We start from the raw sequence: 22171 nt of genomic DNA on the forward strand, positions 1-22171 counted from the left end.
GGGCACGGCGATGCTTACCTGGCGGTGGACTTGGGTTGGCTGTCGTCCACCTTCACGGTGAACTTGCCGGCGAGGATGTCGGCCTGTTTGGCCTTCACCTTGGCAACGATGTCGGCCGGCACCTTCTTCTCGAAGGTGCCCAGCGGCGCCAGCTCGGAGCCCTTGTTCTTCATCTGCGCGTACACGCCGTAGTCTTCGGCCGCGAACTTGCCTTCCTTCACGAGCTTGATCGCGCGGTCGGCCGCCGGCTCGAAGTTCCACAGGGCCGAGGCGACCACCGTGTCGGGGTACTGGGCCTGCGTGTCGATCACGTTGCCGATGGCGAGCTTGCCCTTTTCCTTGGCGGCGTCGGACACACCGAAGCGCTCGGCGTACATCACGTCGGCGCCCTTGTCGATCATGGCGAAGGCCGCTTCCTTGGCCTTGGGCGGGTCGAACCAGCTGTTGATGAAGCTCACGCTGAACTCGACCTTCGGGTTGGTTTCCTTGGCGCCGGCCATGAACGCGTTCATCAGGCGGTTGACCTCGGGAATGGGGAAGCCGCCGACCATGCCGATGCGGTTGCTCTTGGTCATGCCCCCCGCCACCATGCCGCTCAGGTAGGCCGGCTCCTGGATGTAGTTGTCGAACACGCTGAAGTTGGGTGCCTGCGGCTTGAGCGACGAGCCCATCAGGAAGGCGACCTTGGGGAAATCTTTCGCGACCTTGCGCGCCGCCGCTTCCACACCGAACACCTCGCCCAGGATCAACTGGTTGCCGCCGGTGGCGTACTCGCGCATCACGCGCTCGTAGTCGGCGTTGCTGACGTTCTCCGTGGCCTTGTATTCGATCTCGCCGCGCGCCTCGGCCGCCTTCAGCGCCTTGTGGATGCGGCCCACCCATTGCTGTTCGAAGGGCACGGTGTACACCGCCGCCACCTTCAATTTGGCCTGCGCAAGCGCCAGGCCCGGCGCGCCGGCCGCGATTGCCGCGGCAACGGCGACGGAACGAATGATCAATTGACGACGTGCTGTCACGGTCTTCTCCTCGGTTTATTGAAAGAACCTGCGCTGCAATCCCCATGCCCGTTTGCCCCGGGCTTGAGCTCGGGCGCGCAGCGCCCGGCCCCGGCCCGCTTCCAGAGACACCGAGGAACCGGCTTCGCCGGGCCTCAGGTGTCGCCCCCGGCAGGGGGAAGGAGAAGCGGACACGAAGTGCCGCGCAGCCTGGGGGCGAGCCAATTCCTCTGGGGGCGAGCCTTACTTCGTGCCGAAGATCCGGTCGCCGGCGTCGCCCAGGCCCGGCAGGATGTAGCCGTGGCTGTCCAGCTCGCGGTCGATCGCGGCGGTGTAGATCGGCACGTCGGGGTGCGCCTTCTGCATCGTCGCCACGCCCTCGGGGCAGGTCAGCAGGCAGACGAACTTGATCGACTTGGGGTTGAGCTCCTTCAGGCGCTCGACCGCGGCCACGGCCGAGTTGCCGGTGGCCAGCATCGGGTCGACCACGATCACGTCGCGGCTGTCCATTTCGCCGGGCATCTTGAAGTAGTACTCCACGGCCGTCAGCGTCTTTGGGTCGCGGTACAGGCCGATGTGGCCGACGCGCGCACCGGGCACCACGGTGAGCATGCCGTCCAGGATGCCCGTGCCGGCGCGAAGAATGGACACCAGCACCAGCTTCTTGCCGTCGATGACCTTGGCCTGCATCGTTTCGAGCGGGGTCTCGACCTCGATGTCCTGCATCGGCATGTCGCGCGTGACCTCGTAGGCCATCAACATGCTGATTTCGTTCAGGAGCCGGCGAAAACTGTTGGTCGACGCGTCCTTGCGGCGCATCAGCGTGAGCTTGTGCTGGACGAGGGGATGGTTGACGAGGTGGACGTTGCTCATTGGAATTGTGTGTGGCGTTGCTGGTGAGAGAACCCTGGAGTCTAAAAGACGGTGCCGTCGCTCTCGATCAGCAGAGGCGGAGCACCATCACGCAAACGCTGTGCCAGTGCGCGGCCCGCGGCCCAAGTGCCGCCTTCGAGCACGCAGGCCAGCGGCAGCTCTTCTTCCGTGCGGTCGAGCACCTTGCGCACGCGCGGCGCCACCTCGTCGAGCAGCGCCACCGTCAGCGCGCGCCATTCGACGATGAATTCGTCGCTGGCTTTCCAGGTACGGGTGAGAAAGGCCGGATCCTTCGGCACGATCACGCCGCTGTCGATCAGCAGGCCGCCGTTGCGGTATTCGGGAAGGGCGGTGAGCGCATCGAGGTGGCGCACCTTCACGCCCGCCCATTCGAAAGGTTCGAGCAGCGAATACGTGAGCCATTGCGACAGCTTGTGGAACGGCATCCAGCCGTTGGTCAGGCCGGGGCCGCGCACCGCGCTGTGGCGCCAGCAGTCGCCCAGCGCCAGCGCGGGGTCGCCCGAGCCGATGCCCGCCGCGCTGTCGCTGCCGTCGGCCGCGATGCTGTCCACCGCATTGGCCGAGGGCCAGATGCGCGAGAGGGTTTCCAGCAGCAGCGACAGGATCTGGTGCGCCGTGACCTCGGCCGTGGGCGGCGCGGCCGGGCCGTAGGGGCCCACCAGCGCGTCGAACAGCTTGCCGGGGCGGCCGTCGTCGCCAAAGGTCTCGGGCTGCTCGCTCATGGCCTCGCCCAGCCGGCGCAGCAGCATGGCGCGGCCTGCCAGGCCGACCAGCGGATTGGCCTCGCTGACCTGGAAGGCGTCGCCCAGCCGGTCGGCCACGAGGCCGCGCAGGCCGGCTGCGTCCACCTGGTAGGGACGCTCGGGGTTCGAGGAGAACAGGCCGCTCATGAACGCGTGGTAGCTGGCCACGCCCAGGCCTTCGGAACGGGTGAAGCGTTCGCCCGTGGCCGATTCGGTGTAGTGCCAGTCGGGACCGGCGCCGGCGTCGAGCAGCACGCTGACCAGCACAAGGTCGATGTGGGCGCGAGCGCGCGTGCGCGCATCGGATTCGCCCATCAGCGTGTCGAGTTCTTCGATGCGGTTGATGCTGCCGGCCTCGAAGTGGCGCCAGCGGCTGTGGTACGGGATGGTGTCCCACGGATAGCGCTCGCGCGTGACCTCGGCGACGGTGCGCGCCGTGTCTTCGAGCGTGTCGCTGCCGCCGATGCGAAACCACTGCGATTCGCCGTTGCGCGCGCGTGCCAGCAGGGCGCCCGCACGCTGGCGGATGGCCGCCGTGGTGCGCAGCAGGCTCGCCGCACCGGCCGGGTGGCTGGTGTCGGCGGTGAATTCGGTGGCGGGGTCGACCTTGCCCGCGCCGCCGGGCGGCAGGCTGCCGGAACCGTCGACGGGCATGTGGGGGTCGGTGTTGTTGCTGGTGGTCATTCAGTGAGTCCGCGGCCCTTGGCCTTTTTCAGTTCTTCTGCGTCCGGCACCGGGCCGGGGGTGAAATAGCCGGCGGCCATCTTGGCGTCCATCTCGACGCGGGCGTCCGCCGGAATCAGCGAATCGGGAATGTTCACGCGCTCGCCGATCTCGATGCCCGAGCCGGTGATTGCGTCGAACTTCATGTTGCTCATCGACACGAGCCGATGGATCTTCTTGATGCCCAGCCAGTGGAAGACGTCGGGCATCAGCTCCTGGAAGCGCATGTCCTGCACGCCGGCCACGCACTCGGTGCGCGCGAAATACTGGTCGGCCGTGTCGCCGCCGACCTGCCGCTTGCGTGCGTTGTAGACCAGGAACTTGGTCACTTCGCCCAGCGCCCGACCTTCCTTGCGCGAGTAGGCGATGAGGCCCACGCCGCCGCGCTGCGCGCCCTGGATGCACTCCTCGATGGCATGCGTGAGGTAGGGCCGGCAGGTGCAGATGTCGGAGCCGAACACGTCGGAGCCGTTGCATTCGTCGTGGATGCGCGCGGTGAGCTCCACCTGCGGGTTGGCCAGGTCGCGCGGATTGCCGAAGATGTAGAGCGTCTGCCCGCCGATGGGGGGCAGGAACACCACCAGGTCGGACCGCGTGACCAGTTCGGGGTACATGCCGCCGGTTTCCTCGAACAGCGTGCGGCGCAGGTCGTTCTCGGAGCAGCCGAAGCGGCGCGCCACCTCGGGCAGGTACCACACGGGTTCGATGGCGGCCTTGGTCACCATCGCGGCGCCGCCGGCGGTGAGGAAGTGGCCGTCGGCCTTCAGGCGCCCGCTCTGCAGCGCCTCGATGACCTCGGGCAGGATCACGTGGGCCTTGGTGATTGCGATGGTGGGGCGGATGTCGTAGCCGGCCGCCAGCTCGGTGGAGAACACGTCGGCCACCAGCGCGCCCCAGGGGTCGAGCGAGACGATGCGTCCGGGCTCGCTCCACTGCGGGTACGGGCCGATCACGTCGGTGGGCGCGGTGTTGGTGAGGTCGGCCTTGTGCTCGCGCTTGAGCGCCCCGGCCGCCACGGCCAGCGCGCGGTACACGCTGTAGGAGCCGCTGTGCGTGCCGATCACGTTGCGGTGCGCCCGCTTGGTGGTGGTGCCGACCACCGGTCCGCGCTCGGTGGGCGTGGCCGCGCCCCAGCGGATGGGCAGCGCGCCGAAGCCGCCGGCGTGCGAGGTCAGCCGGATGTGCCCGGTCGAGGACGAGGCATGCAGGGGAGGAGCCGGGGGAAGGGAGCTGGCACCGGCCGGTGGCGTGAGCGGCACCGGCGGCGTCGTCGAAGGGATCGTTGTGCTGTCTGCAGACATTGGGGGCCCTCAAAAAACACAATGTACCGATGGTGTGTGGTGCTTGCAAGCGGACGGCTTCGGCACAATGGCCCGAAATCTTTTTTCGACGAGGCTGTAACCGGCCGACCGGATGGCACGAAACACCGTAGGCAGCAGGACGAACTTGAGCGACGTGGAAGCGGCGCTGCGCAGCCTGTTCCTTCGCGGCCTCGACGGCGACGCCAAGGCCTACCGAGACTTCCTGCAGCAACTCGCCGCGCACCTGCGCGCCTTTCTGGGCAAGCGCCTCTTTGGCTGGCCCGATGAAGTGGAAGACCTCGTCCAGGAATGTTTGCTCGCCATGCACAACCAGCGCCACACCTACCAGAGCGACCAGCCGCTGACGGCCTGGGTGCACGCGATTGCGCGCTACAAGATGATCGACCTGCTGCGCGCCAAGTCTGTTCGCGACGACCTGCATGACCCGCTGGACGACGATCTCGCGGTGTTCGCCGCGTCGGCCGAGGACGCCAGCGACGCGAAGCGCGACCTGAGCGGACTGCTCGACACCCTGCCCGAGCGCCAGCGCCTGCCGATCGTGCACGTGAAGATCCAGGGGCTGTCGGTGGCCGAGACCGCAAGCCTGACGGGCATGTCCGAGTCGGCGGTGAAGGTGGGCATCCACCGGGGCCTGAAGGCCTTGGCCGCGCGCTTCGGCCACAGCTGGGGAAGCGCCACATGAAGACCGACGACCTCGTGGCGATGCTCGCCACCGGCGACGTGGCGGTGCCGCGCCGCAGCGCAAGCTGGCGCATCGGCTGGGCCGTGCTGGCGGGGTTGCCGGTCTCTTTGTTCATCCTGTTTGCCGAATACGGAATGCGGCGCGACATCGTCCAGGCCATGTTCTGGCCGATGTTCTGGGTCAAGGTGCTGTTCCCGCTGTGCATTGCCGCCGCCGGCTTCGTGGCGGTGCAGCGGCTCGCGCGGCCGGGCGTCGAGGCCCGCCGGGCATGGCTGGGGGCTGCGCTGCCGGTGCTGGGTGTGTGGGCACTGGCGGTGATCGCGTGGTTCACCGTGCCGATGGAAGAGCGCATGCCCTCGCTGATGGGGCAGTCATGGCGCATCTGCGCGCTGAGCATCGGGCTGATGGCGCTGCCGGTGTTCGCTGCCACGATGGTGGCGCTCAAGGGGCTGGCACCCACGCGGCCCGCGCTGGCGGGGGCCGCGGCGGGGGCGTTGGCCGGTGGCATGGGGGCCTCGGTCTACGCGCTGCATTGCATGGAGCTCACCGCGCCGTTCCTCGCGGTCTGGTACGTGAGCGGGATTGCCGTGCCGGTGCTGGCGGGGGCCTTGCTGGGACCGCGGTTGCTGCGCTGGTAGCGGTCCGCCGGTTCTTCCTTCAGCGCTTCTTGCTGCCGAAGATCCCGCCCAGCACGCCGCGCAGGATTTCCTTGCCCACCGATGTGCCCATGGTGCGCACCGCCGACTTGGCCATGGTCTGCACCAGTCCGTCGTGCTTCGCGCCGCGCGGCCCGGTGGTGCCGAACAGCATGTCGTTGAGCATGCCGCCCATGCCGGAGCCCGACGATTCCGCCGCGGACTTGCCGCCGGGGAGGGCGGCTGGCGGTGCGTCGGGCGCGCTGTCGGCGCGGCCCTTGAGCTTTTCGTAGGCCGATTCGCGGTCGACCGTCTTTTCGTAAACGCCCGCGACCAGCGAACCGGCCACCAGCGCCTTGCGCTGGTCCGGCGTGATGGGGCCGAGCTGGCTCGCCGGCGGCACGACGAACACCCGTTCGGTCACGCTCGGGCGGCCCTTGTCGTCCAGGAAGCTCACCAGCGCCTCGCCCACCGCGAGTTCGGTGATGGCCGTCTCGATGTCCAGGCCCGGCTTCTGCCGCATGGTGCTGGCCGCCGCCTTCACGGCCTTCTGGTCGCGCGGGGTGAAGGCGCGCAGCGCGTGCTGCACGCGGTTGCCCAACTGGGCCAGCACCGAGTCGGGAATGTCCAGCGGGTTCTGCGTGACGAAATAGACGCCCACGCCCTTGGAGCGCACCAGCCGCACCACGAGCTCGATGCGTTCCACCAGCGCCTTGGGCGCCTCGTTGAACAGCAGGTGCGCCTCGTCGAAGAAGAAGGCCAGCTTGGGCTGCTCGGGGTCGCCGATTTCAGGCAGCTGCTCGAACAGCTCCGACAGCATCCACAGCAGGAAGGTGGCATACAGGCGCGGCGAGTTCATGAGCTTGTCGGCCGCGAGGATGTTGATGACCCCCTTGCCGCCCACGGTCTGCATGAAATCGGCGATGTTGAGCATCGGCTCGCCGAAGAACTTGTCGCCGCCCTGGGTTTCGATCTGCAGCAGGCTGCGCTGGATGGCGCCCACGCTGGCCGCGCTGATGTTGCCGTACTGCGTGGTGAACTGGCTCGCGTTTTCGCCCACGTACTGCAGCATGGCGCGCAGGTCTTTCAGGTCCAGCAGCAGCAGGCCGTTGTCGTCGGCGATCTTGAACACCAGGTTCAGCACGCCGGCCTGCGTTTCGTTCACGTCCAGCATGCGGCCCAGCAGCAGCGGGCCCATGTCGGAAACCGTGGCCCGCACCGGATGGCCCTGCTCGCCGAACACGTCCCACAGCGTGACGGGGCAGGCCGAAGGCTCGGGCAGTTCGATGCCGCGTTCCTTCAGCGTGGCGGCCAGCTTGCCGCTGATGGCCCCCTTCTGGCTGATGCCGGTGAGGTCGCCCTTGACGTCGGCCATGAACACCGGAACGCCGATGCCGGAGAGCTTTTCGGCCATGGTCTGCAGGGTGACGGTCTTGCCCGTGCCGGTGGCGCCCGTGATGAGGCCGTGGCGGTTGGCCAGCGCGGGAAGAAGTGCACACTCGATGCTGTCGTGCCGTGCGATCAGAAGAGGGTCGGCCATGGGGCGCTCCGGGTCGTATCGAAACGGGCAGTCTAATCAAGCCGCACTCCTATAATCCACGCCGCACGGTAGTTCAGGAAAAAGTTTTCAGGAGGTTTTTTTGTCATCGACTGCACAGCCCCCCATTCCCGCCACCGGCGACGCCTCCGAACAGTCGCCCATTGAAAAAGAGCTGGCCGTGTTGCTCGTGAACGCGCTGAACCTCGAGGTTGCGCCCGAGGCCATCGTGCCGACCGACCCGCTGTACGGCGAAGGGCTGGGACTCGACTCGATCGACATCCTCGAAGTGGCGCTCGAAGTCTCTCGCCGCTACGGCTTCCAGCTGCGTTCGGACGACGAACGCAACCAGCAGATCTTTCAGTCGCTGCGCACGCTCGCGACCCACGTCGCCGAGCACCGCGTCGCCTCCTGAACCCCATGTCGCGATGGCGAATAGCGCTCCTGCTGGTCGCAGGGGTGGCTTATGCCGGCCTCTCTCACTGGATGACGCTGTTCCACCCCACGGCACCGTGGGCGGTGGTGGTGTTGCTCGGCCCGCTCTGGCTGGCCGCCATGGGGTTCGCCGCCAGCTGGTTCGGCCGCTGGGGCTTCGTCGCCGCGGCCGCGCTGGGCGTGGGCGGCTTCACGCTCGTTTTCCTGGGTGAGGCCGGGGACCCCAACCGCCTGTATGTGCTGCAGCATGTGGCCATCAACAGCGTGCTGTGCGGCTGGTTCGGCTCCACGCTGCGAGGCCGGGGCCTGCCCCTGATCACCCAGTTCGCGCAGCGCGTGCACCCGCTCAAGGGGCACATGCTGGCCTACACGACGCAGCTCACGCGCATCTGGACCGCCTTCTTCGCGCTGGTGGTGGCTGTGTCCGTCGTGCTTTATCTCACCCGGCCGTTTTCCGACTGGTCGCTGTTCTCGAACGTGTTGTGCCCCTTGATGGTGGGCCTGCTGTTCGTGGGCGAGCATCTGGTGCGCTACCGGCTTCATCCCGAATTCGAACGCACGCGCCTGGTCGATGCCGTGCGCGCGTTCTACGGCAGATCGTCGGTGGACTCCAGCGCCGGCGGCCAATGACACAGGCGTGGCCCGCGTGACGACCGACAACCCCGATACCGCCGAACCCGGCTTCCTGCCGCTGCTCGCGCCCCGCGACCTCGACGCCCCCCTGGCCTGGCGCGCCGGCGTGCCCGTGAGCGGGCGGCAGTTCCTGGCCGACGTGGCCCGTTTCGCTCCCACCCTCCCCCACGAGGGGCCGGCCGTCAATGTGTGCGGCGACCGCTACGCTTTCGCCGTGAGCCTGTGCGCCGCGCTCGTGCGCGGCCATGCCAGCCTGCTGCCGCCCGACGCACGGCCCGACACGCTGGCGCGGCTGCGGGAATCCGGCGGCCCTCGGCTCTTTGCGCTGGCCGACGACCCCACGCTGCAAACACCCGGCATGCACCGCGTGCTGATCGAAGACCGCTCCAGCCCCGAAGGTGGTGCAGGTGATGCGGTTCCCTCCATCGACGGCGCGATGCATGCGGTCAGCCTGCTCACCTCCGGTTCCACCGGCGTGCCGCAGCCGCACGCCAAGACCTGGCGCACGCTGGTGGGCGACGTCGCCGTGGCCGTCCGGCGCCTGTGCCGCGTGCTCGAGCGGCCCACGCTGGAAGGCGTGACGCTGGTGGCCACGGTGCCGGTGCAACACAGCTACGGGCTGGAATCGTCCGCGCTGCTGGCCCTGCTCGGCGGCGCCGCCTTCGAAAGCGCCCGGCCGTTCTTTCCCGCCGACGTGGCGCAGACATTGGCTTCGGTGCCGCGCCCCCGCGCGCTGGTGACCACGCCGTTCCACCTGAAGACGCTGCTGCTGTCGGGCATCAAGCTGCCGCCGGTCGACCTGATCCTGTCGGCCACCGCGCCGCTGTCGCCGCAGCTCGCGCTGCAGGCCGAGCAGGCCATGGGCGGCGTGCTGCTCGAAATCTACGGCAGCACCGAGTCGGGTCAGGTGGCCACGCGTCGCACGACCGACAGCGAAATCTGGGAAACCTTCGGCGAGATCAAGGTGCATGCGGAGCCCTCCGCGGACGGCGGGCCCGAGCGCTTCGTCTTCTCCGGCGATTTCATGCCCGAGCCGACGCCGATGGCGGACGTGCTTGAACTGCTCGACGACCGCCGCTTCCGGCTCTTCGGACGGGCCAACGATCTGATCCATGTGGCCGGCCGGCGCAGCTCGCTGGCGCACCTGAACTTTCACCTCAACAGCATTCCCGGGGTGGACGACGGTGCCTTCTGGCTGCCCGACGAGGTGGCCGACGGCGTGGTGCGGCCGGTGGCTTTCGTGGTCGCGCCGACGCTGTCGGCCGGTGAAATCATCGCCGCGCTGCGCCAGCGCCTGGAGGCCGTGTTCGTGCCGCGCCGGGTGGTGCAGGTCAAGTCGTTCCCGCGCGAAGGCACGGGCAAGCTCACGGTGCGGGCACTGCGCGAGTTCGCGCTGGCCCAGCTCGCAGAAGACGACACGCCCGTGCAGATGGCCCTCGCGGTGCCGGCCGACCACCCCGTCTTCGCCGGGCATTTCCCGGGGCAGCCGCTGCTGCCGGGCGCGCTGATCCTGGCCGAGGTGATGGAAGCCGTGCGGCGCGTACCGGCCCTGACGGCGCGACTGGGCACCAGCCCCACGCTGGCCGCGGCCAAGTTCCTTGCGCCGGTGCGACCCGGCAGCACGCTGTCCATCGAGCTGCATCCGGAAGCCGGGGCCGGTCGCGGGGTGCGCTTCGACGTGCGTTGCGACGGCGTGGTGGCTGTCACCGGCAGATGGACGGCCGTGCAAGGCTCTGCGTGATGAAGCACACCGACGTGGAGTCGCGCGCCGTGGACGAGGCGGCCCGCACGGGGCAGGGCGCACACAAGAACGACAAGCCGGACACCGGCGACTGGGCACACGCGCCCGAACGCAGCAACATGCTCGCGCTGCGCTTCATCGTGTTCATGGCGCTGGTGTGCGGGCGCCGCGTCACGCGCCTGCTGCTGCCCCCGATTTCGCTCTATTTCCTGCTGTTCGCACCCACGCAGCGCCGGCACATCAAGCGTTATCTGTTCCGGGCCATCGGCCCGCACGCCGGCTGGATGGACGGCTTCCGCCTGCTCCACGCCTTCGCCTCGACCGTGCTCGACCGCGTGTACTTCCTGCGCGGACGCATGGACCTGTTCGACCTGACGGTCGAAGGCAACGTGCCGCTCGAGGCCGAAGCCGTGGCGGGGCGGGGCGCCTTCATGCTCGGTGCGCACGTGGGCAGCTTCGAGGTGCTCGGCGCGTGCAAGCAGCAGACGCAGCAGCACCACCTGCGCCTGGCGATGCTGATGTTTCCGGACAACGCGCAGCGCATCACCGCCATCCTCAACGCGGTTGCGCTGCCGGAGCTGCGCCCGCACGTCATCGCGCTGGGCCGGCCGCACTCGATGCTCGCGCTGCGCGACTGGCTCGACGGCGGTGGCCTGGGCGGCATGCTGGCCGACCGCACGCTGCCGGGCAGCGAAGACCAGCCCGCCTCGCAGCGCGGCAACAGCATCGTGCTGCCGTTCCTCGGGCAGCCTGCCAGCTTCAACGACGGGCCGTTCCGGCTGGCGGCCCTGCTGCGCCGCAAGGTGTTCTTCATGGCCGGCCTCTACCGGGGTGGCGCGCGCTACGATATTCGGTTCGACCTGCTGGCCGACTTCACGGAGCGGGTGCCCGATGCCGCGGAGCGGGAACGCCGCATCCGTGCCGCTGTCGAAGCCTATGTCGCGCGCCTGGAAGCCATCTGCCGCGCCTATCCCTACAACTGGTTCAACTTTCATGATTTCTGGCTTGAAGATGCGGCTTGAGCGGCTTTGCAAGGCATGCGTGCTGGGGCTGGCCTTGGCGCTGTGCGCCGCGCCGGCCTGGGCGGCCTTCGACCTGCCCGAACTGATGGGCCTGCTGGCCAAGCAGAAGAGCGGGGAGGCCCGCTTCACCGAGCAACGCTTCGTGCACGGCCTGGAAGGCCCGCTGGACGCCAGCGGCACGCTGAGCTTCGACGCGCCCGACAAGCTGGTGCGCCGTACGCTGTCCCCGCGCATCGAGACCATGGCGGTCGAGGGCAACACGCTGACGCTGTCGCGCGGCGGGCGCAACCGCACGCTGGCGCTCGACAGCATGCCCGAGCTGCTCGGCCTGGTCGAAGCCATGCGCGGCACGCTCACCGGTGACGGCGCCACGCTGCAGCGCTACTTCAAGAACACGGTGACGGGGTCGCCTGCCAAGTGGACGCTCGACCTCGTGCCGATGGACAGCCGGCTGGCCGCGCAGGTGCGCAGCATCCGCATCAGCGGCCGCGCCAGCGACGTGCTCGGGCTGGACATGGAATTCGTCGGCGGCGACCGCTCGTCGATGAACATCACGCCGGGCGCTGCACCGGCCGCCGCAGCCCCGTCCGGCGCGCCCGGACGCACCACGCCGTGACACCGCTGCGCACCGACGGCCCGCCGAGCTGGTCGCGCCGGGCGGTCGTGCTGCTGGCATGGCTGCTGGTGCTGCTGTGCGGCGCGGTGGTCATCGCCCGCACGCACATCGGTGCCGACCTGTCGGCCTTCCTGCCCAAGAGCCCCGACGTGCGCCAGCGCGTGCTCATCGAGCAGCTGCAAAGCGGCGTGGCCTCGCGCACGCTGATGCTGGGCATCGAAGGCGGCACCGCCGAGCAGCGCGCCGCCGTGTCGCGCGCGGTGGGCAAGGACATGCGCGAGAGCAAGCTGTTCGACCTGGTGCAGAACGGCGACGTGAGCGACTGGAGCGAGGCGGGCGCCTGGGTGCTGCAGCACCGCTACCAGTTGTCGCCCGGCGTCACGCCCGGCCAGTTCACCGCCGAAGGGCTGCGCGACGCGATCAACGAGACCCTGTCGATGCTCGGAACGCCGGCCGGCAACGCGATCAAGCCCTTGCTCGACCGCGATCCGACCGGCGAGACCCAGCGCATTGCCATGGAACTGGTGCCCGCCAGCGCGCCGCGCAGCGAAGACGGGGTGTGGATGTCGCGCACCGCGCCACGCGCGCTCATGATTTCCACCACCCGCGCGGCCGGCAGCGACCTCGACGCCCAGGCCGTGGCCATCGCGCGCGTCCAGTCGGCGTACCAGGCCGCCACGCGCGAGATGGGCGCATCGGCGACCGAGCTGCTGCTGAGCGGGCCGCCCGTGTTCTCGGTGATGAGCCGCGACAAGATCAAGACCGAAGCCATCCACCTCGCGGTGGTGGGCGGCATCGTGATGGGCGGGCTGCTGCTGCTGGCGTTCGCCTCGCCGCGCGCATTGGTCATCGCCTTCCTGCCGGTGGCCACGGGCGTGGTGATCGGCACTGCCAGCGTGAGCCTGGTTTTCGGTTCGGTGCACGGGCTCACGCTGGGCTTCGGCAGCACGCTGATCGGCGAGACGGTGGACTACGCCATCTACTACCTCATCCAGGCCCGTCAGGTCGGGGCGGGCGCAGTGGCCGGCACCGGCTGGCAGCGCTGGCGCGACCTGAACTGGCCGACCGTGCGGCTCGGCCTGCTGACCTCGGTGTGCGGCTTCGCGGCGCTGGTGTTCTCGGGCTTTCCGGGGCTGGCGCAGCTGGGGGTGTTCTCCATTGCCGGCCTGGTGTCCGCCGCGCTGGCCACCCGCTATGTGCTGCCGGTGCTGGCGCCCGACGGTGCCACCGGCATGGGCATGCGCAAGTACATGGCACAGATGGCCGGCGCGCTGGTGCGCGGCCTGCCGCGCCTGCGCTGGCCGCTGGCCGCGCTGGGCGTGGTCGCGCTGGGGCTGGTGCTGTGGCAGGGCGGTCATTTGTGGCGCGCCGACCTGGGCGCCATGAGCCCGGTGCCCAAGGCCGCCCAGCAGCTCGACGAAACGCTGCGCAACGACATCGGCGCGAGCGACGGCGGCGTGCTGGTGGTGGCCTACGGCGACGACGAGCAGTCTGCGCTGCGCCACACCGAAGCGGCCGCCGCGCGGCTCGACGCGCTGGTCGACAAGGGCGAACTCGTCGGCTACGAAACCGTCACGCGCGTGCTGCCGAGCGTGGAGACGCAAACGGCGCGCATCGCGAGCCTGCCGAGCAGCGAGATCCTGCGCGCCAACCTGGCCGAAGCGACGAAAGGCATGCCGCTGCCGGCATCGCGCCTCGGGCCGTTCGTGGACGACATCGAGGCGGCGCGCAAGCTGCTGCCGGTGCAGCGCGCCGACCTGTCCAGCGGGCCGCTGGCTTCGGTTGTGAACACGCTGATGTACGAGCGCCCGGGTGGCGGCTGGGGCACGCTGGTGGTGCTGCACCCCGGCAAGACCTTCGACCAGGGCCGGCTGGAGGCCGCGCTGACCGGGCTGCCCGAGGTGCAGGTGGTCGACGTCGGCCGCGAACTGGCGGGGCTGTACCAGCGCTATCTGCACGAGGCTTTCGTGCAGGTGCTGCTGGGCGCGCTGGCCGTGGTGGTGCTGCTGGGCATCTACCTGCGTTCGTGGCGCCGCCTGCTGGCCGTGTGCCAGCCGCTGCTGTTCGCGGTGGTGCTGGTGCTCGGCGGCATGGCCGTGCTGCAGGCGGCGCTCGGCATCCTGCACCTGGTGGGGCTGCTGCTGATCGTGGCGGTCGGCTCCAACTACGCGCTGTTCTTCGACCAGCTGCGCACCACCGGGCGGGCCGACGAGGACACGCTGGCGTCGCTGATGCTGGCCAACCTGACGACCGTGGTGTCGTTCGGGCTGATCGCCATTTCCGACATTCCGGCGCTCTCGTCCATCGGCCGCGTGGTGGCGCCGGGGGCGCTGCTGGCGCTGCTGCTGTCGGCCGCGTTCGCGCGCAGCGTCGCGCCGTCTGCGAAGTCGCCCGACGTGCGTGGCTGATGGGAAAATCCGTGCCCATGCATCCCGCCTCCGCCCCGACCACCGATTCCTGGCCATGGCCGCCTGCCATCCGTGCCAGCGCGGCGTGGCACGTGGCGGCCATCGGTGCGGGCGTGCTGGTGCCGGGCGCGTTGCCGTGGGCGGTCGGCGCCATCGTGCTGAACCATGCGCTGATCACCGGCGCCGGCCTGACGCCGCGCAGCAGCCTGCTGGGCCCCAACGTCACTCGGTTGCCCGAAGCGGCCGGGGCGCGGCGCGAGGTGGCGATCACCATCGACGACGGCCCGGAGCCCGAGGTCACGCCGCGCGTGCTCGACCTGCTGGACGCGCACGGCCAGCGGGCCACCTTCTTCTGCATTGCCGAGCGTGTGCTGGCGCAGCCCGGACTGGCGCGCGAGATCGTGGCGCGCGGCCACAGCATCCAGAACCACACGGCGCGGCACCGGCACAACTTTTCGTTTCTCGGGCCGCGCGGTTTCGCCGCCGAGATCGCGCGCGCACAGGACATCCTGAGCGACGTCACCGGCCAGCGCCCGACCTGTTTCCGCGCGCCGGCCGGCCTGCGCAATCCGTTTCTGGAGCCGGTGCTGCACCGCCTGGGCCTGTCGCTCGTGAGCTGGACGCGCCGTGGTTTCGACACGCGCGAAGGCGACGCCGACAAGGTGATGGCGCGCCTCGCCCGCAATCTGCAGGCCCGCGACATCCTGTTGCTGCACGACGGCAACGCCGCCCGCACGGCCGAAGGACAACCCGTTTTGCTGGAGGTACTGCCCTTGTTGCTCGAACGCCTGCGCGCCGATGGACTGCGCGCCGTGACCTTGACAGAGGGAATGAAGCCATGAGTGCCGTGATGCCGTCGTCCACCGACAGCGCCTGGCGCGAGCTGCATGAAGCCGCGACCATTCCCTACAAGAAGGGTGGCAGCTTCGCCTGGCACTTCGCGCGCGGCAAGCTGGGGCGTGACCCGGTGTTTCGCGGCCTGCTCGAGCGCGGGCTGATCGGTGCGCAGCACCGGCGCGTGGTCGACATCGGTTGCGGCCAGGGCCTGTTCGCCAGCCTGCTGGCCTCGATGAGCGCGATGCAGAAGCAGGGCCGCTGGCCGTCGTCCTGGCCCAGGACGCCCGCTGCCGCCGACTACACGGGCATCGAGCTGATGCCCAAGGACGTGGCGCGCGCCGAAGCGTCCATCGGCCATCTGCAGCCTCCGCCGCAGCTGCTCTGCGCCGACATGTGCTCCGCTGCGTTGCCGGCGTGCGACCTGGTCGTCATTCTCGATGTGCTGCACTACGTCGACCTCGAGGCTCAGGAAGGCGTGCTTCTGCGCGTGCGCGATGCGCTGCAGCGCGGCGGCAACGCGCAGGCTCGCTTGCTGCTGCGCGTGGGCGATGCGTCGAGCCGGCGCGGCTTCACCGTCAGCCAGTGGGTCGATCGCACCGTCACGCGCATCCGCGGGCACAAGGTCTCGCCGACGTGGGGCCGTCCGCTGGCCCAATGGACCACGCTGCTGCAGCGCCTGGGCTTTCATGTGCAGAGCATCCCGATGAGCGCAGGCACGCCGTTTGCCAATGTTCTGCTGGTGGCCGACCTGGCGCCCGCCGCATGACCGCACCGCAGACGCTCGACCGCGCGGGCATCGCGCAGCGCATTCCGCACAGCGGCAGCATGTGCCTGCTGGAGCGGCTCGAAAGCTGGGACGCCGAGGCGATCCACTGCAGCACCACGACGCATGCGCAGGCCGGCAACCCGTTGCGCACCGAGAGCGGCTTGCTCGCGCCCAACGCCATCGAGTACGCGGCACAGGCCATGGCGCTGCACGGCGGGCTGCTGGCTGCCGAGGGCAGCGCGCCGTCGGCCGGCTTCCTGGCGAGCGCGCGCAACGTCAGGCTCGCGGTGGCGCGGCTCGACGATGTGCCTGGCGCGATGCAGGTGCGCGCGCAGCGCCTGTCGGGCGACGACCGACAGATTCTTTATGCGTTCACGGTGACGGCTGACGACGGCCGCATGCTGGCCGAAGGCCGCACCGTGGTCGTTCTCAACACGCCGCTGGCCACAGAAAGCACCCCCACGCCATGAGTCTCGAAGGAAAACGCGCGCTGATCACCGGCGCGAGCGGTGCGCTCGGTGCCGCCATGGCCGAACGCCTGGCGCGCGACGGCGCCACGGTGCTGCTGCACGCCAATTCGCGGCCGGAGTCGGTCGAGCAACTCGCCGCGTCGATCATCGCGGCGGGCGGCAAGGCGGAATGCCATGTGTTCGACCTGCGCAGCGACGAGGCCTGCGCGGCCGCGTGCGCACGCATCCTCGAAGGCGGGCCGGTGCAGGTGCTTGTCAACAACGCGGGCGTGCACGACGACGCGGTGCTGCCGGGCATGCGCGCCGAGCAATGGCACAAGGTGATCGACGTGTCGCTCAACGGCTTCTTCCGTGTCACGCAACCCTTGCTGCTGCCGATGATGCGCACGCGGTGGGGGCGCATTTTGAACATATCTTCGGTGGCCGCGATTGCCGGCAACCGGGGGCAGGTGAACTATGCGGCCGCCAAGGGGGCGTTGAACAGCGCGACCAAGGCGCTGTCGCTCGAAGTGGCCTCGCGCGGCGTGACGGTGAATGCGATTGCGCCCGGGATCATCGCGTCGCCGATGGCCGATGCCGTGTTCGATCCGGCGGTCATCAACCAGATGGTGCCGGTGAAGCGGGCAGGCACACCGCAGGAGGTGGCGGCGCTGGCTGCTTTCCTGGCCAGTGACGAGGCGGCCTACATCACGGGGCAAGTCATTTCCATCAACGGCGGAATGATCTGAGTTGCTCCCTCTCCCCTTGGGGAGAGGGTTGGGGAGAGGGTTGGGGTGAGGGCCGGCGGCGATGCGTCGGCCTCGAGAACCTACAGCGGCAAGGTATCGAAGGCCGCGTAGGCCGTCGCCAGCCAGGACTTCACGCGCTGACGCTCCAGCAGGCCCAGCGCATGCACGCCTTCGCGGTCGTTCACAGCCTTCCAGAAGCTCGTGTTCTGCGCATCGATCTTGCGCATGCTCGCGTCGTGCAGCCGGGGCAGCGCAATCACCCGCGCGCCGTTCGCTGTCGCCTTGGAAAGCGATTGCGACGCCAGCAGCATCCCGAAGTCGCTGCCGCGTCCGTAGTTCTGCACCACGATGTAGTTGGGCCGGTTGCCGAAGGTGTCGATCAGCGAGCCGAGCAGGTCGGTGGAGTCCTTGCCGTCGTCCAGCACATGCCAGAAGTTGACCGTGACGCCGATGTCGGCGAACACGTCGAACAGGTCCGACTCCTTGATCCAGCGCGACAGCGGCGCCAGCGTTTGCGCGGCCAGGTCGACGATCACGCTCTGCTGCGGATTGCTCTCGAAGCCGTTGACCACGGTGTCCAGTCCTTCGAAGCTGTCTACCACCACGGGGGAGGCGAAGCCTTCGTAGAAGCGGGTGAACGAGCTGTGCGAGCGGTCGGTGTCGAAGCCCACGAACGGCCGGCTGTGGTCGATGAAGTACTGCGCCAACACGCGCGCCGTGACCGACTTGCCGACTCCGCCTTTTTCGCCGCCGATAAAGTTGATGGAACTCATGGGTTGTCCGTAAAAGTGTGGAAAAGAGCGGAAAGTTTTGCTTTTTGCTGCGACATCGATAACCGGGGTCGATTGTATCTTTGGCGGTTTAGTCGCATGCCGCTGCCCACCCAGTTCAGGCCCCCCAGCGCTGGCGAGCATCCACCGCAGCGCGTCGGACCGTGGCGAACGCCGAGCTGCTCGGCTGGCTGGCATACATCGGCGGACCTCACAGATCGAACCGCAGCTCGGCCGTGTAGGTGCGCTGCGGGTACGGGTGGAAGTTCCAGTACTGGTAGTTGTTGGCGTTGTCGATGCCGAAGGCGGCCGACCACTGTTTGTCGATCTGGTAGCGCACGCGGAAGTCGACCGTGAAGTACTTGCTGGCGCCGAAGTAGGCGAAAGCGTTGACGTCGCTGTTGTCCAGGTTGGAGTACTGCTTGCCGCTGTAGCGCGCGGCGACCGTGAAGGCCCAGCGTGCGTCGGGCTTGTACGTTGCGTAGACGGTCGAACGCCAACGCGGCACGCGCGGCTGCCACTTGCCCACGGCGGCCGGGAAGGCGGCGTCGGCGACGGTCTTCGAGTCGGCATAGGTCAGGCTGCCGCCCAGGTCGAGTCCCTTGATGAAGACGTTCTGCCCGGTGTAGGCGACCTCCAGGCCGGTGGTGCGCACCTTGTCGATGTTCTGCACGCGCGAGACGGTGGCGTTGGGAATGAGCTGGTTGTACAGCGCGTTCCTGGTGGTCTCGTGGAACAGCGTGGCGCGCAGCAGCCCGTTGCCCAGGTCCTTCTCGGCCGAGAGTTCGCCGGTCCACGACTTCTCGGGCTTCAGCGTGGGGTCGTTGATGAACGAGAGCGCGCCGCCCGAGGTCGCGCCGTACAGCTCGCCGACCGTGGGATAGCGCACGGCGCGTCCGACGGAGGCCTTCAGCACGGTGTCGCTCGTGAGCTGGTAGGCCAGCGCGGCCTTGGGCGACAGGTCGGATTCGCTGCGCGAGGCGTACCCCTGCGAGCTGGCTGCCGTGGACGTGAAACCGTCGTTGGCCTGCCAGTGCTCGTAGCGGAGCCCGAGCACCGCCTTCCATTTCGGCGCGAACGACCAGGCGTCCTGCGCCCACGCGCTGTAGGTCTCGGTGCGCCCGCCGACGTTGCTCACCGGGGTGAACGAGGCGCCGTCCTGCCAGTTGCCCAGCACGTTGGTCTTCGCGATGCCGAGCTTGTAGGCATCGCGCCCCACGCCGAAGTCGACGATGTGCGCGCCGCCCACGCCCTGCGGGCGCCACGTGCCCTTGGCCGCGAGCGTGTTCCAGCCGGTGCCGCCCTGGTCTTGCAGCGTGCCCGCCCCACCGTAGGCCGCCAGCGGCAAGGCGATGGTGGGCGCGCGTTGCGTGTCCTTGGAATAGTCGTACAGGCTGGCCGCCAGCTCCCAGTCGAACACGCCCTGCGTGTTGCTCTTCACCGAGAGGCCGTGCATGTAGTGCGTGGCCCTGTCCTCGGTGAGCGGGAAGGCGGTGGGCGACAGGTTGAAGCTGCGCCCGGCGATGTTGACGAGGCCGCTGTACACCGGCTGCCCCTGCGCATTGGTGAGATAGCTGGCGGACTGGCCGCTCGAGGTGTTCTGCCACCAGCCGAGCGTGTAGGTCGCGCGCACCGTGGGCGAGATGTCGTAGGCGAGCTTGAGCTTGGCATGGTCCTGCAGCGTGTGGTACTGCGTGCCCGTGCCCAGGATGTACCAGGGCGTGTTCGTGGTGTTGAGCCCGCCCAGCGCGCCATACACCGGCGTGCCCGCGCGGCTGGCCACGCCCGAGGCCAGGGTGGCGGTGGTGAAGGTCAGCGGCTGGCCTTCGCTGTCGGTGCGGTTGATGTCGATCCACCACGACCAGTCGCCGCTCTTGCTGCCCAGCGACGCGCTGGTCTGCCAGCTGTTGAAGGTCTGGCGGGTGTTGTAGAGGTCGTTGGGCTGCGACGAGTAGCCGACCTTCACATGCGCCTCCAGTTGCGTCGGCATGCGCGTGACGTAGTCGACCACCGCGCCGGCGGAGTTGCCGGGGTAGGCGGCAGAGAAGGGCCCGTACATCACGTCGACGCGCTCGATCTCCTCGGGCGTGACCAGGCCCCAGCGTGGCGCGAAGTTGGTGCCGTTGGCAATGCCGTTGCCCAGGTAGTTCGACAGCAGGATGCCGTCGGCGTACACCGCCGAGCGCGCGCTGTTGCCGGTGCCCGAGGCTCGGGTGGACAGGATGGCGTGGTTGTAGTCGCCGATGTAGCGCTTGCGCACCAGCAGGCTGGGCAGGTACTTGAGCGCGTCTTCGCTGTCGGTGGCGTTGATGCGCGTCTCGATCTCCTCGCGCGTCACGCCCTCGATGGTGGTCGGAATCTGCGTGGGCAGCGAGGTCGGCTGGCCGCCGGTGACCGTGACGACGCCGAGCGACTTGGTCCGCTCGGGGGCGCTCTCGGGCGTTGCACTGGAGGCCGCGTCGGCAGGTGCGTTGGCTGCGGGCACGGTGCCCTGCGCGAAGGCGGGCACGGCCAGCCAGGGGAATGCCGCGCCGAGCGCGAGCGACAGAAGGGTCTTGTTCATGTGAAAGCTCTCTTCGGCGCCCACAGGGGCGCCGACTCATTGCAGGGAAGCGCGTGGCAGCGTGCAACGGATGCCCATGGCCATTGCCATGAGCGACGTCAGCTGCGACGAAACCGAAAACGAGTCAGGAGAGCGAGGGAGGTCCGCGCGCAGGCAATGGCGCGGCGGTGGCCGCAGCGATGCGCGCGGCCGGAATCGGCTGGACGGCATGGCCGAGCGGCAGGACGTTCGGGAGATCGACGGGTTGCGCCGCGGGCGGCGGTGCACCGGTCAGCATGCACATCGGGCAGTCCAGATGACTGGCGCCCAGTTCGCGCGCGCCGTCGTCGGTCTGCACGACCACCTTGATGACGCCGGCCGCCGAACACACGAGCTGCATCGACTGCGGTTGGACCACCGGCGATGCAATCGCCACCCCCAGCGACAACACGAACCACGCCAGCACGAAGCGGACAAGATGGCGGGCGTGGCGCAGGGCGGGCATGGGGGCGATTATGTGTGAGGCATCTGGCCGATGGCGCCTTGTCGTGAACCAACGTTGTATTCCGGCCTCTGGAATTCGGCCATGCGCGTCGGCCAACTCTTTCGAATGGGGCATCAACGTTCACCTCGGCCAGGAGTTCGGCGTGCCCAACCAGGCGCTGCTGGCGCTGGGGAGCATCGCCTTTCCGCTGGTGGGCGCCTCGCTGCTGGTCATGCTGGCGCTGGATGGGTTGATGACCGGTCGTACTGCTCGATGGAGACAGGCCGGCTCCGCGGCGTCAACTACCCCAAAGTGACCCCAGGTCGGCCTGAAACCCGCATGGATGGAGGTGTGGAGGGCTGCTTCGTTTCAGAGGCGCACCCGGCTCACTTCGGCAGCAGCGTGAAGAAGGGCATGACCACGCCCATGACCCAGTTCTGCCCGAAGTCGAGCGCGGCGCGGCGGTACTTCTCGTCGGCCTGCGCAGCCAGCAGGTCGAGCCGCGCCACCACCTTCGACAGCTCGCGGTCGGCCACGAGGTTGCGGCCGCGCTCGCTGATTTCGGTGGCCAGCAGCAGCGGCTGGCCGTCGGGGCCGGTCTTGGAGGAAATGAGCCACAGTGAAATCTCGAAGTTGCGCGCGGCCCGGAAGCTGTTCTCGGCATTCACGCCATCGATCATGGTCTGGTCCCAGGTGTCGCCGTTGGCCTGCTTGAGCATGCTGGCCCACCCGTACACCAGCGCTGCGACCCGGTCGCCCTGGTAGCCCTGTGGTCCGGTTTCGAAGGCCAGGCGGATCGCGTCGATGCCGCTGGCGCCCTTGAGCTCGGGCAGGGGCGGGCCCTTGAGCACGGCGTCCCAGGCGCGCTGGGCGGCTTCGTCCATGCTGGGCGCCGACTTGCGCCATTCGCGGGGGTTGCGCTTGTACAGCGTGCCCTGCACGCGCCGCACCGACTGCAGGTTGTCGCGCAACGACAGGTTGGCAATGCGGTTGGCGCCGGATTGCAACCATTCCTGGTTGGCGTAGGGCTCGGCACGCTGGGTGTCGCGCATCGACGAACAGCCTGCAAGACCGAGCAGGGCGGCCGCGCCGGCCACCATGCCTGCGAGGATTGCGGGACGGCAGCTTCGTCTTGCGGGCAGGGGGGAAACAAGGGAATCGCTCATGCCCTGACGTTATCATCCACGG

Annotated in this window: 22 protein-coding genes; 13 read left to right on the forward strand and 9 right to left on the reverse strand. The window is 68.8% G+C overall.

What is annotated here, in order from left to right; all coding sequences use genetic code 11:
- Positions 1-14: 14 nt before the first annotated feature.
- From AC1DJH_RS30545 to AC1DJH_RS30560, 4 genes are all read right to left on the reverse strand, one after another.
- Positions 15-1016: a BMP family protein gene (locus AC1DJH_RS30545; RefSeq protein WP_478188274.1), complete on the reverse strand. Its 1002-nt coding sequence runs from the start codon at positions 1014-1016 to the stop codon at positions 15-17.
- 222 nt (positions 1017-1238) lie between these two features.
- Complete coding sequence (gene upp / locus AC1DJH_RS30550; RefSeq protein ID WP_187110530.1) at positions 1239-1868, reverse strand: uracil phosphoribosyltransferase; 630 nt, start codon at positions 1866-1868, stop codon at positions 1239-1241.
- Positions 1869-1909: 41 nt separating this feature from the next.
- The gene (locus tag AC1DJH_RS30555; RefSeq protein WP_435487064.1) at positions 1910-3316 is read right to left on the reverse strand and encodes a URC4/urg3 family protein; all 1407 of its coding nucleotides are present in this window, start codon (positions 3314-3316) and stop codon (positions 1910-1912) included.
- A complete protein-coding gene (locus tag AC1DJH_RS30560) occupies positions 3313-4656 on the reverse strand; it encodes a GTP cyclohydrolase II (protein WP_478188275.1) in 1344 nt (447 codons plus the stop codon). Before AC1DJH_RS30560 ends, AC1DJH_RS30555 begins: the two co-directional genes overlap by 4 nt.
- Positions 4657-4768: 112 nt before the next feature.
- On the opposite strand from AC1DJH_RS30560, the gene AC1DJH_RS30565 reads away from it, so the two are divergent.
- Together AC1DJH_RS30565 and AC1DJH_RS30570 are read left to right on the forward strand one after the other, a co-directional pair.
- Positions 4769-5359, forward strand: a complete 591-nt coding sequence (locus AC1DJH_RS30565) for a sigma-70 family RNA polymerase sigma factor (protein WP_472112432.1) — start codon at positions 4769-4771, stop codon at positions 5357-5359.
- A complete protein-coding gene (locus AC1DJH_RS30570) occupies positions 5356-5997 on the forward strand; it encodes a DUF1109 domain-containing protein (protein ID WP_478188276.1) in 642 nt (213 codons plus the stop codon). Before AC1DJH_RS30565 ends, AC1DJH_RS30570 begins: the two co-directional genes overlap by 4 nt.
- Before the next feature lie 19 nt (positions 5998-6016).
- On the opposite strand, the gene AC1DJH_RS30575 is transcribed toward AC1DJH_RS30570, so the two are convergent.
- On the reverse strand, positions 6017-7534 hold the full coding sequence (locus AC1DJH_RS30575) for a helicase HerA-like domain-containing protein (RefSeq protein WP_478188277.1): 1518 nt from the start codon (positions 7532-7534) through the stop codon (positions 6017-6019).
- Between the two features lie 100 nt (positions 7535-7634).
- Between AC1DJH_RS30575 and AC1DJH_RS30580 the strand changes: the two genes are divergently transcribed.
- From AC1DJH_RS30580 to fabG, 10 genes are read left to right on the forward strand one after another with little or no spacing between them, the layout of a single operon-like run.
- Positions 7635-7946 carry a phosphopantetheine-binding protein gene (locus AC1DJH_RS30580; protein WP_435440357.1) on the forward strand — a complete coding sequence of 104 codons (312 nt, stop codon included), beginning with the start codon at positions 7635-7637 and terminating at the stop codon, positions 7944-7946.
- Between the two features lie 5 nt (positions 7947-7951).
- A complete protein-coding gene (locus AC1DJH_RS30585; protein WP_472112424.1) occupies positions 7952-8596 on the forward strand; it encodes a COG4648 family protein in 645 nt (214 codons plus the stop codon).
- A gap of 16 nt (positions 8597-8612) precedes the next feature.
- Positions 8613-10340 carry an ApeI family dehydratase gene (locus tag AC1DJH_RS30590; protein WP_478188278.1) on the forward strand — a complete coding sequence of 576 codons (1728 nt, stop codon included), beginning with the start codon at positions 8613-8615 and terminating at the stop codon, positions 10338-10340.
- Complete coding sequence (locus AC1DJH_RS30595; RefSeq protein ID WP_478188279.1) at positions 10340-11362, forward strand: acyl-CoA synthetase; 1023 nt, start codon at positions 10340-10342, stop codon at positions 11360-11362. Before AC1DJH_RS30590 ends, AC1DJH_RS30595 begins: the two co-directional genes overlap by 1 nt.
- Positions 11352-11978, forward strand: a complete 627-nt coding sequence (locus AC1DJH_RS30600) for a LolA-related protein (protein WP_478188307.1) — start codon at positions 11352-11354, stop codon at positions 11976-11978. Before AC1DJH_RS30595 ends, AC1DJH_RS30600 begins: the two co-directional genes overlap by 11 nt.
- Positions 11975-14386 carry an MMPL family transporter gene (locus AC1DJH_RS30605; RefSeq protein ID WP_478188280.1) on the forward strand — a complete coding sequence of 804 codons (2412 nt, stop codon included), beginning with the start codon at positions 11975-11977 and terminating at the stop codon, positions 14384-14386. The genes AC1DJH_RS30600 and AC1DJH_RS30605 overlap by 4 nt, the downstream gene beginning before the upstream one ends.
- A complete protein-coding gene (locus tag AC1DJH_RS30610) occupies positions 14386-15228 on the forward strand; it encodes a polysaccharide deacetylase family protein (protein ID WP_478188281.1) in 843 nt (280 codons plus the stop codon). Before AC1DJH_RS30605 ends, AC1DJH_RS30610 begins: the two co-directional genes overlap by 1 nt.
- Complete coding sequence (locus AC1DJH_RS30615) at positions 15225-15989, forward strand: class I SAM-dependent methyltransferase (protein WP_472112407.1); 765 nt, start codon at positions 15225-15227, stop codon at positions 15987-15989. Before AC1DJH_RS30610 ends, AC1DJH_RS30615 begins: the two co-directional genes overlap by 4 nt.
- Positions 15986-16459: an ApeP family dehydratase gene (locus tag AC1DJH_RS30620; RefSeq protein WP_435487054.1), complete on the forward strand. Its 474-nt coding sequence runs from the start codon at positions 15986-15988 to the stop codon at positions 16457-16459. Before AC1DJH_RS30615 ends, AC1DJH_RS30620 begins: the two co-directional genes overlap by 4 nt.
- Complete coding sequence (gene fabG, locus AC1DJH_RS30625; protein ID WP_435487053.1) at positions 16456-17187, forward strand: 3-oxoacyl-ACP reductase FabG; 732 nt, start codon at positions 16456-16458, stop codon at positions 17185-17187. The genes AC1DJH_RS30620 and fabG overlap by 4 nt, the downstream gene beginning before the upstream one ends.
- A gap of 80 nt (positions 17188-17267) precedes the next feature.
- On the opposite strand, the gene AC1DJH_RS30630 is transcribed toward fabG, so the two are convergent.
- The 3 genes from AC1DJH_RS30630 to AC1DJH_RS30640 form a co-directional block, all read right to left on the reverse strand.
- The gene (locus AC1DJH_RS30630) at positions 17268-17960 is read right to left on the reverse strand and encodes a P-loop NTPase family protein (RefSeq protein WP_435440348.1); all 693 of its coding nucleotides are present in this window, start codon (positions 17958-17960) and stop codon (positions 17268-17270) included.
- Positions 17961-18168: 208 nt separating this feature from the next.
- Positions 18169-20520, reverse strand: coding sequence for a TonB-dependent receptor (locus tag AC1DJH_RS30635; protein ID WP_478188282.1), 2352 nt, complete (start codon positions 20518-20520; stop codon positions 18169-18171).
- A 124-nt stretch (positions 20521-20644) separates the two neighbouring features.
- Positions 20645-21004: a hypothetical protein gene (locus tag AC1DJH_RS30640; protein WP_478188283.1), complete on the reverse strand. Its 360-nt coding sequence runs from the start codon at positions 21002-21004 to the stop codon at positions 20645-20647.
- Positions 21005-21047: 43 nt separating this feature from the next.
- On the opposite strand from AC1DJH_RS30640, the gene AC1DJH_RS30645 reads away from it, so the two are divergent.
- Positions 21048-21299 carry a hypothetical protein gene (locus AC1DJH_RS30645; protein ID WP_478188284.1) on the forward strand — a complete coding sequence of 84 codons (252 nt, stop codon included), beginning with the start codon at positions 21048-21050 and terminating at the stop codon, positions 21297-21299.
- A gap of 70 nt (positions 21300-21369) precedes the next feature.
- Here AC1DJH_RS30645 and AC1DJH_RS30650 read toward each other — a convergent pair whose 3' ends face one another.
- On the reverse strand, positions 21370-22149 hold the full coding sequence (locus tag AC1DJH_RS30650) for a hypothetical protein (RefSeq protein ID WP_478188285.1): 780 nt from the start codon (positions 22147-22149) through the stop codon (positions 21370-21372).
- Between the last annotated feature and the right edge of the window lie 22 nt (positions 22150-22171).

This window comes from Variovorax sp. 10N412 (genome assembly GCF_056394985.1).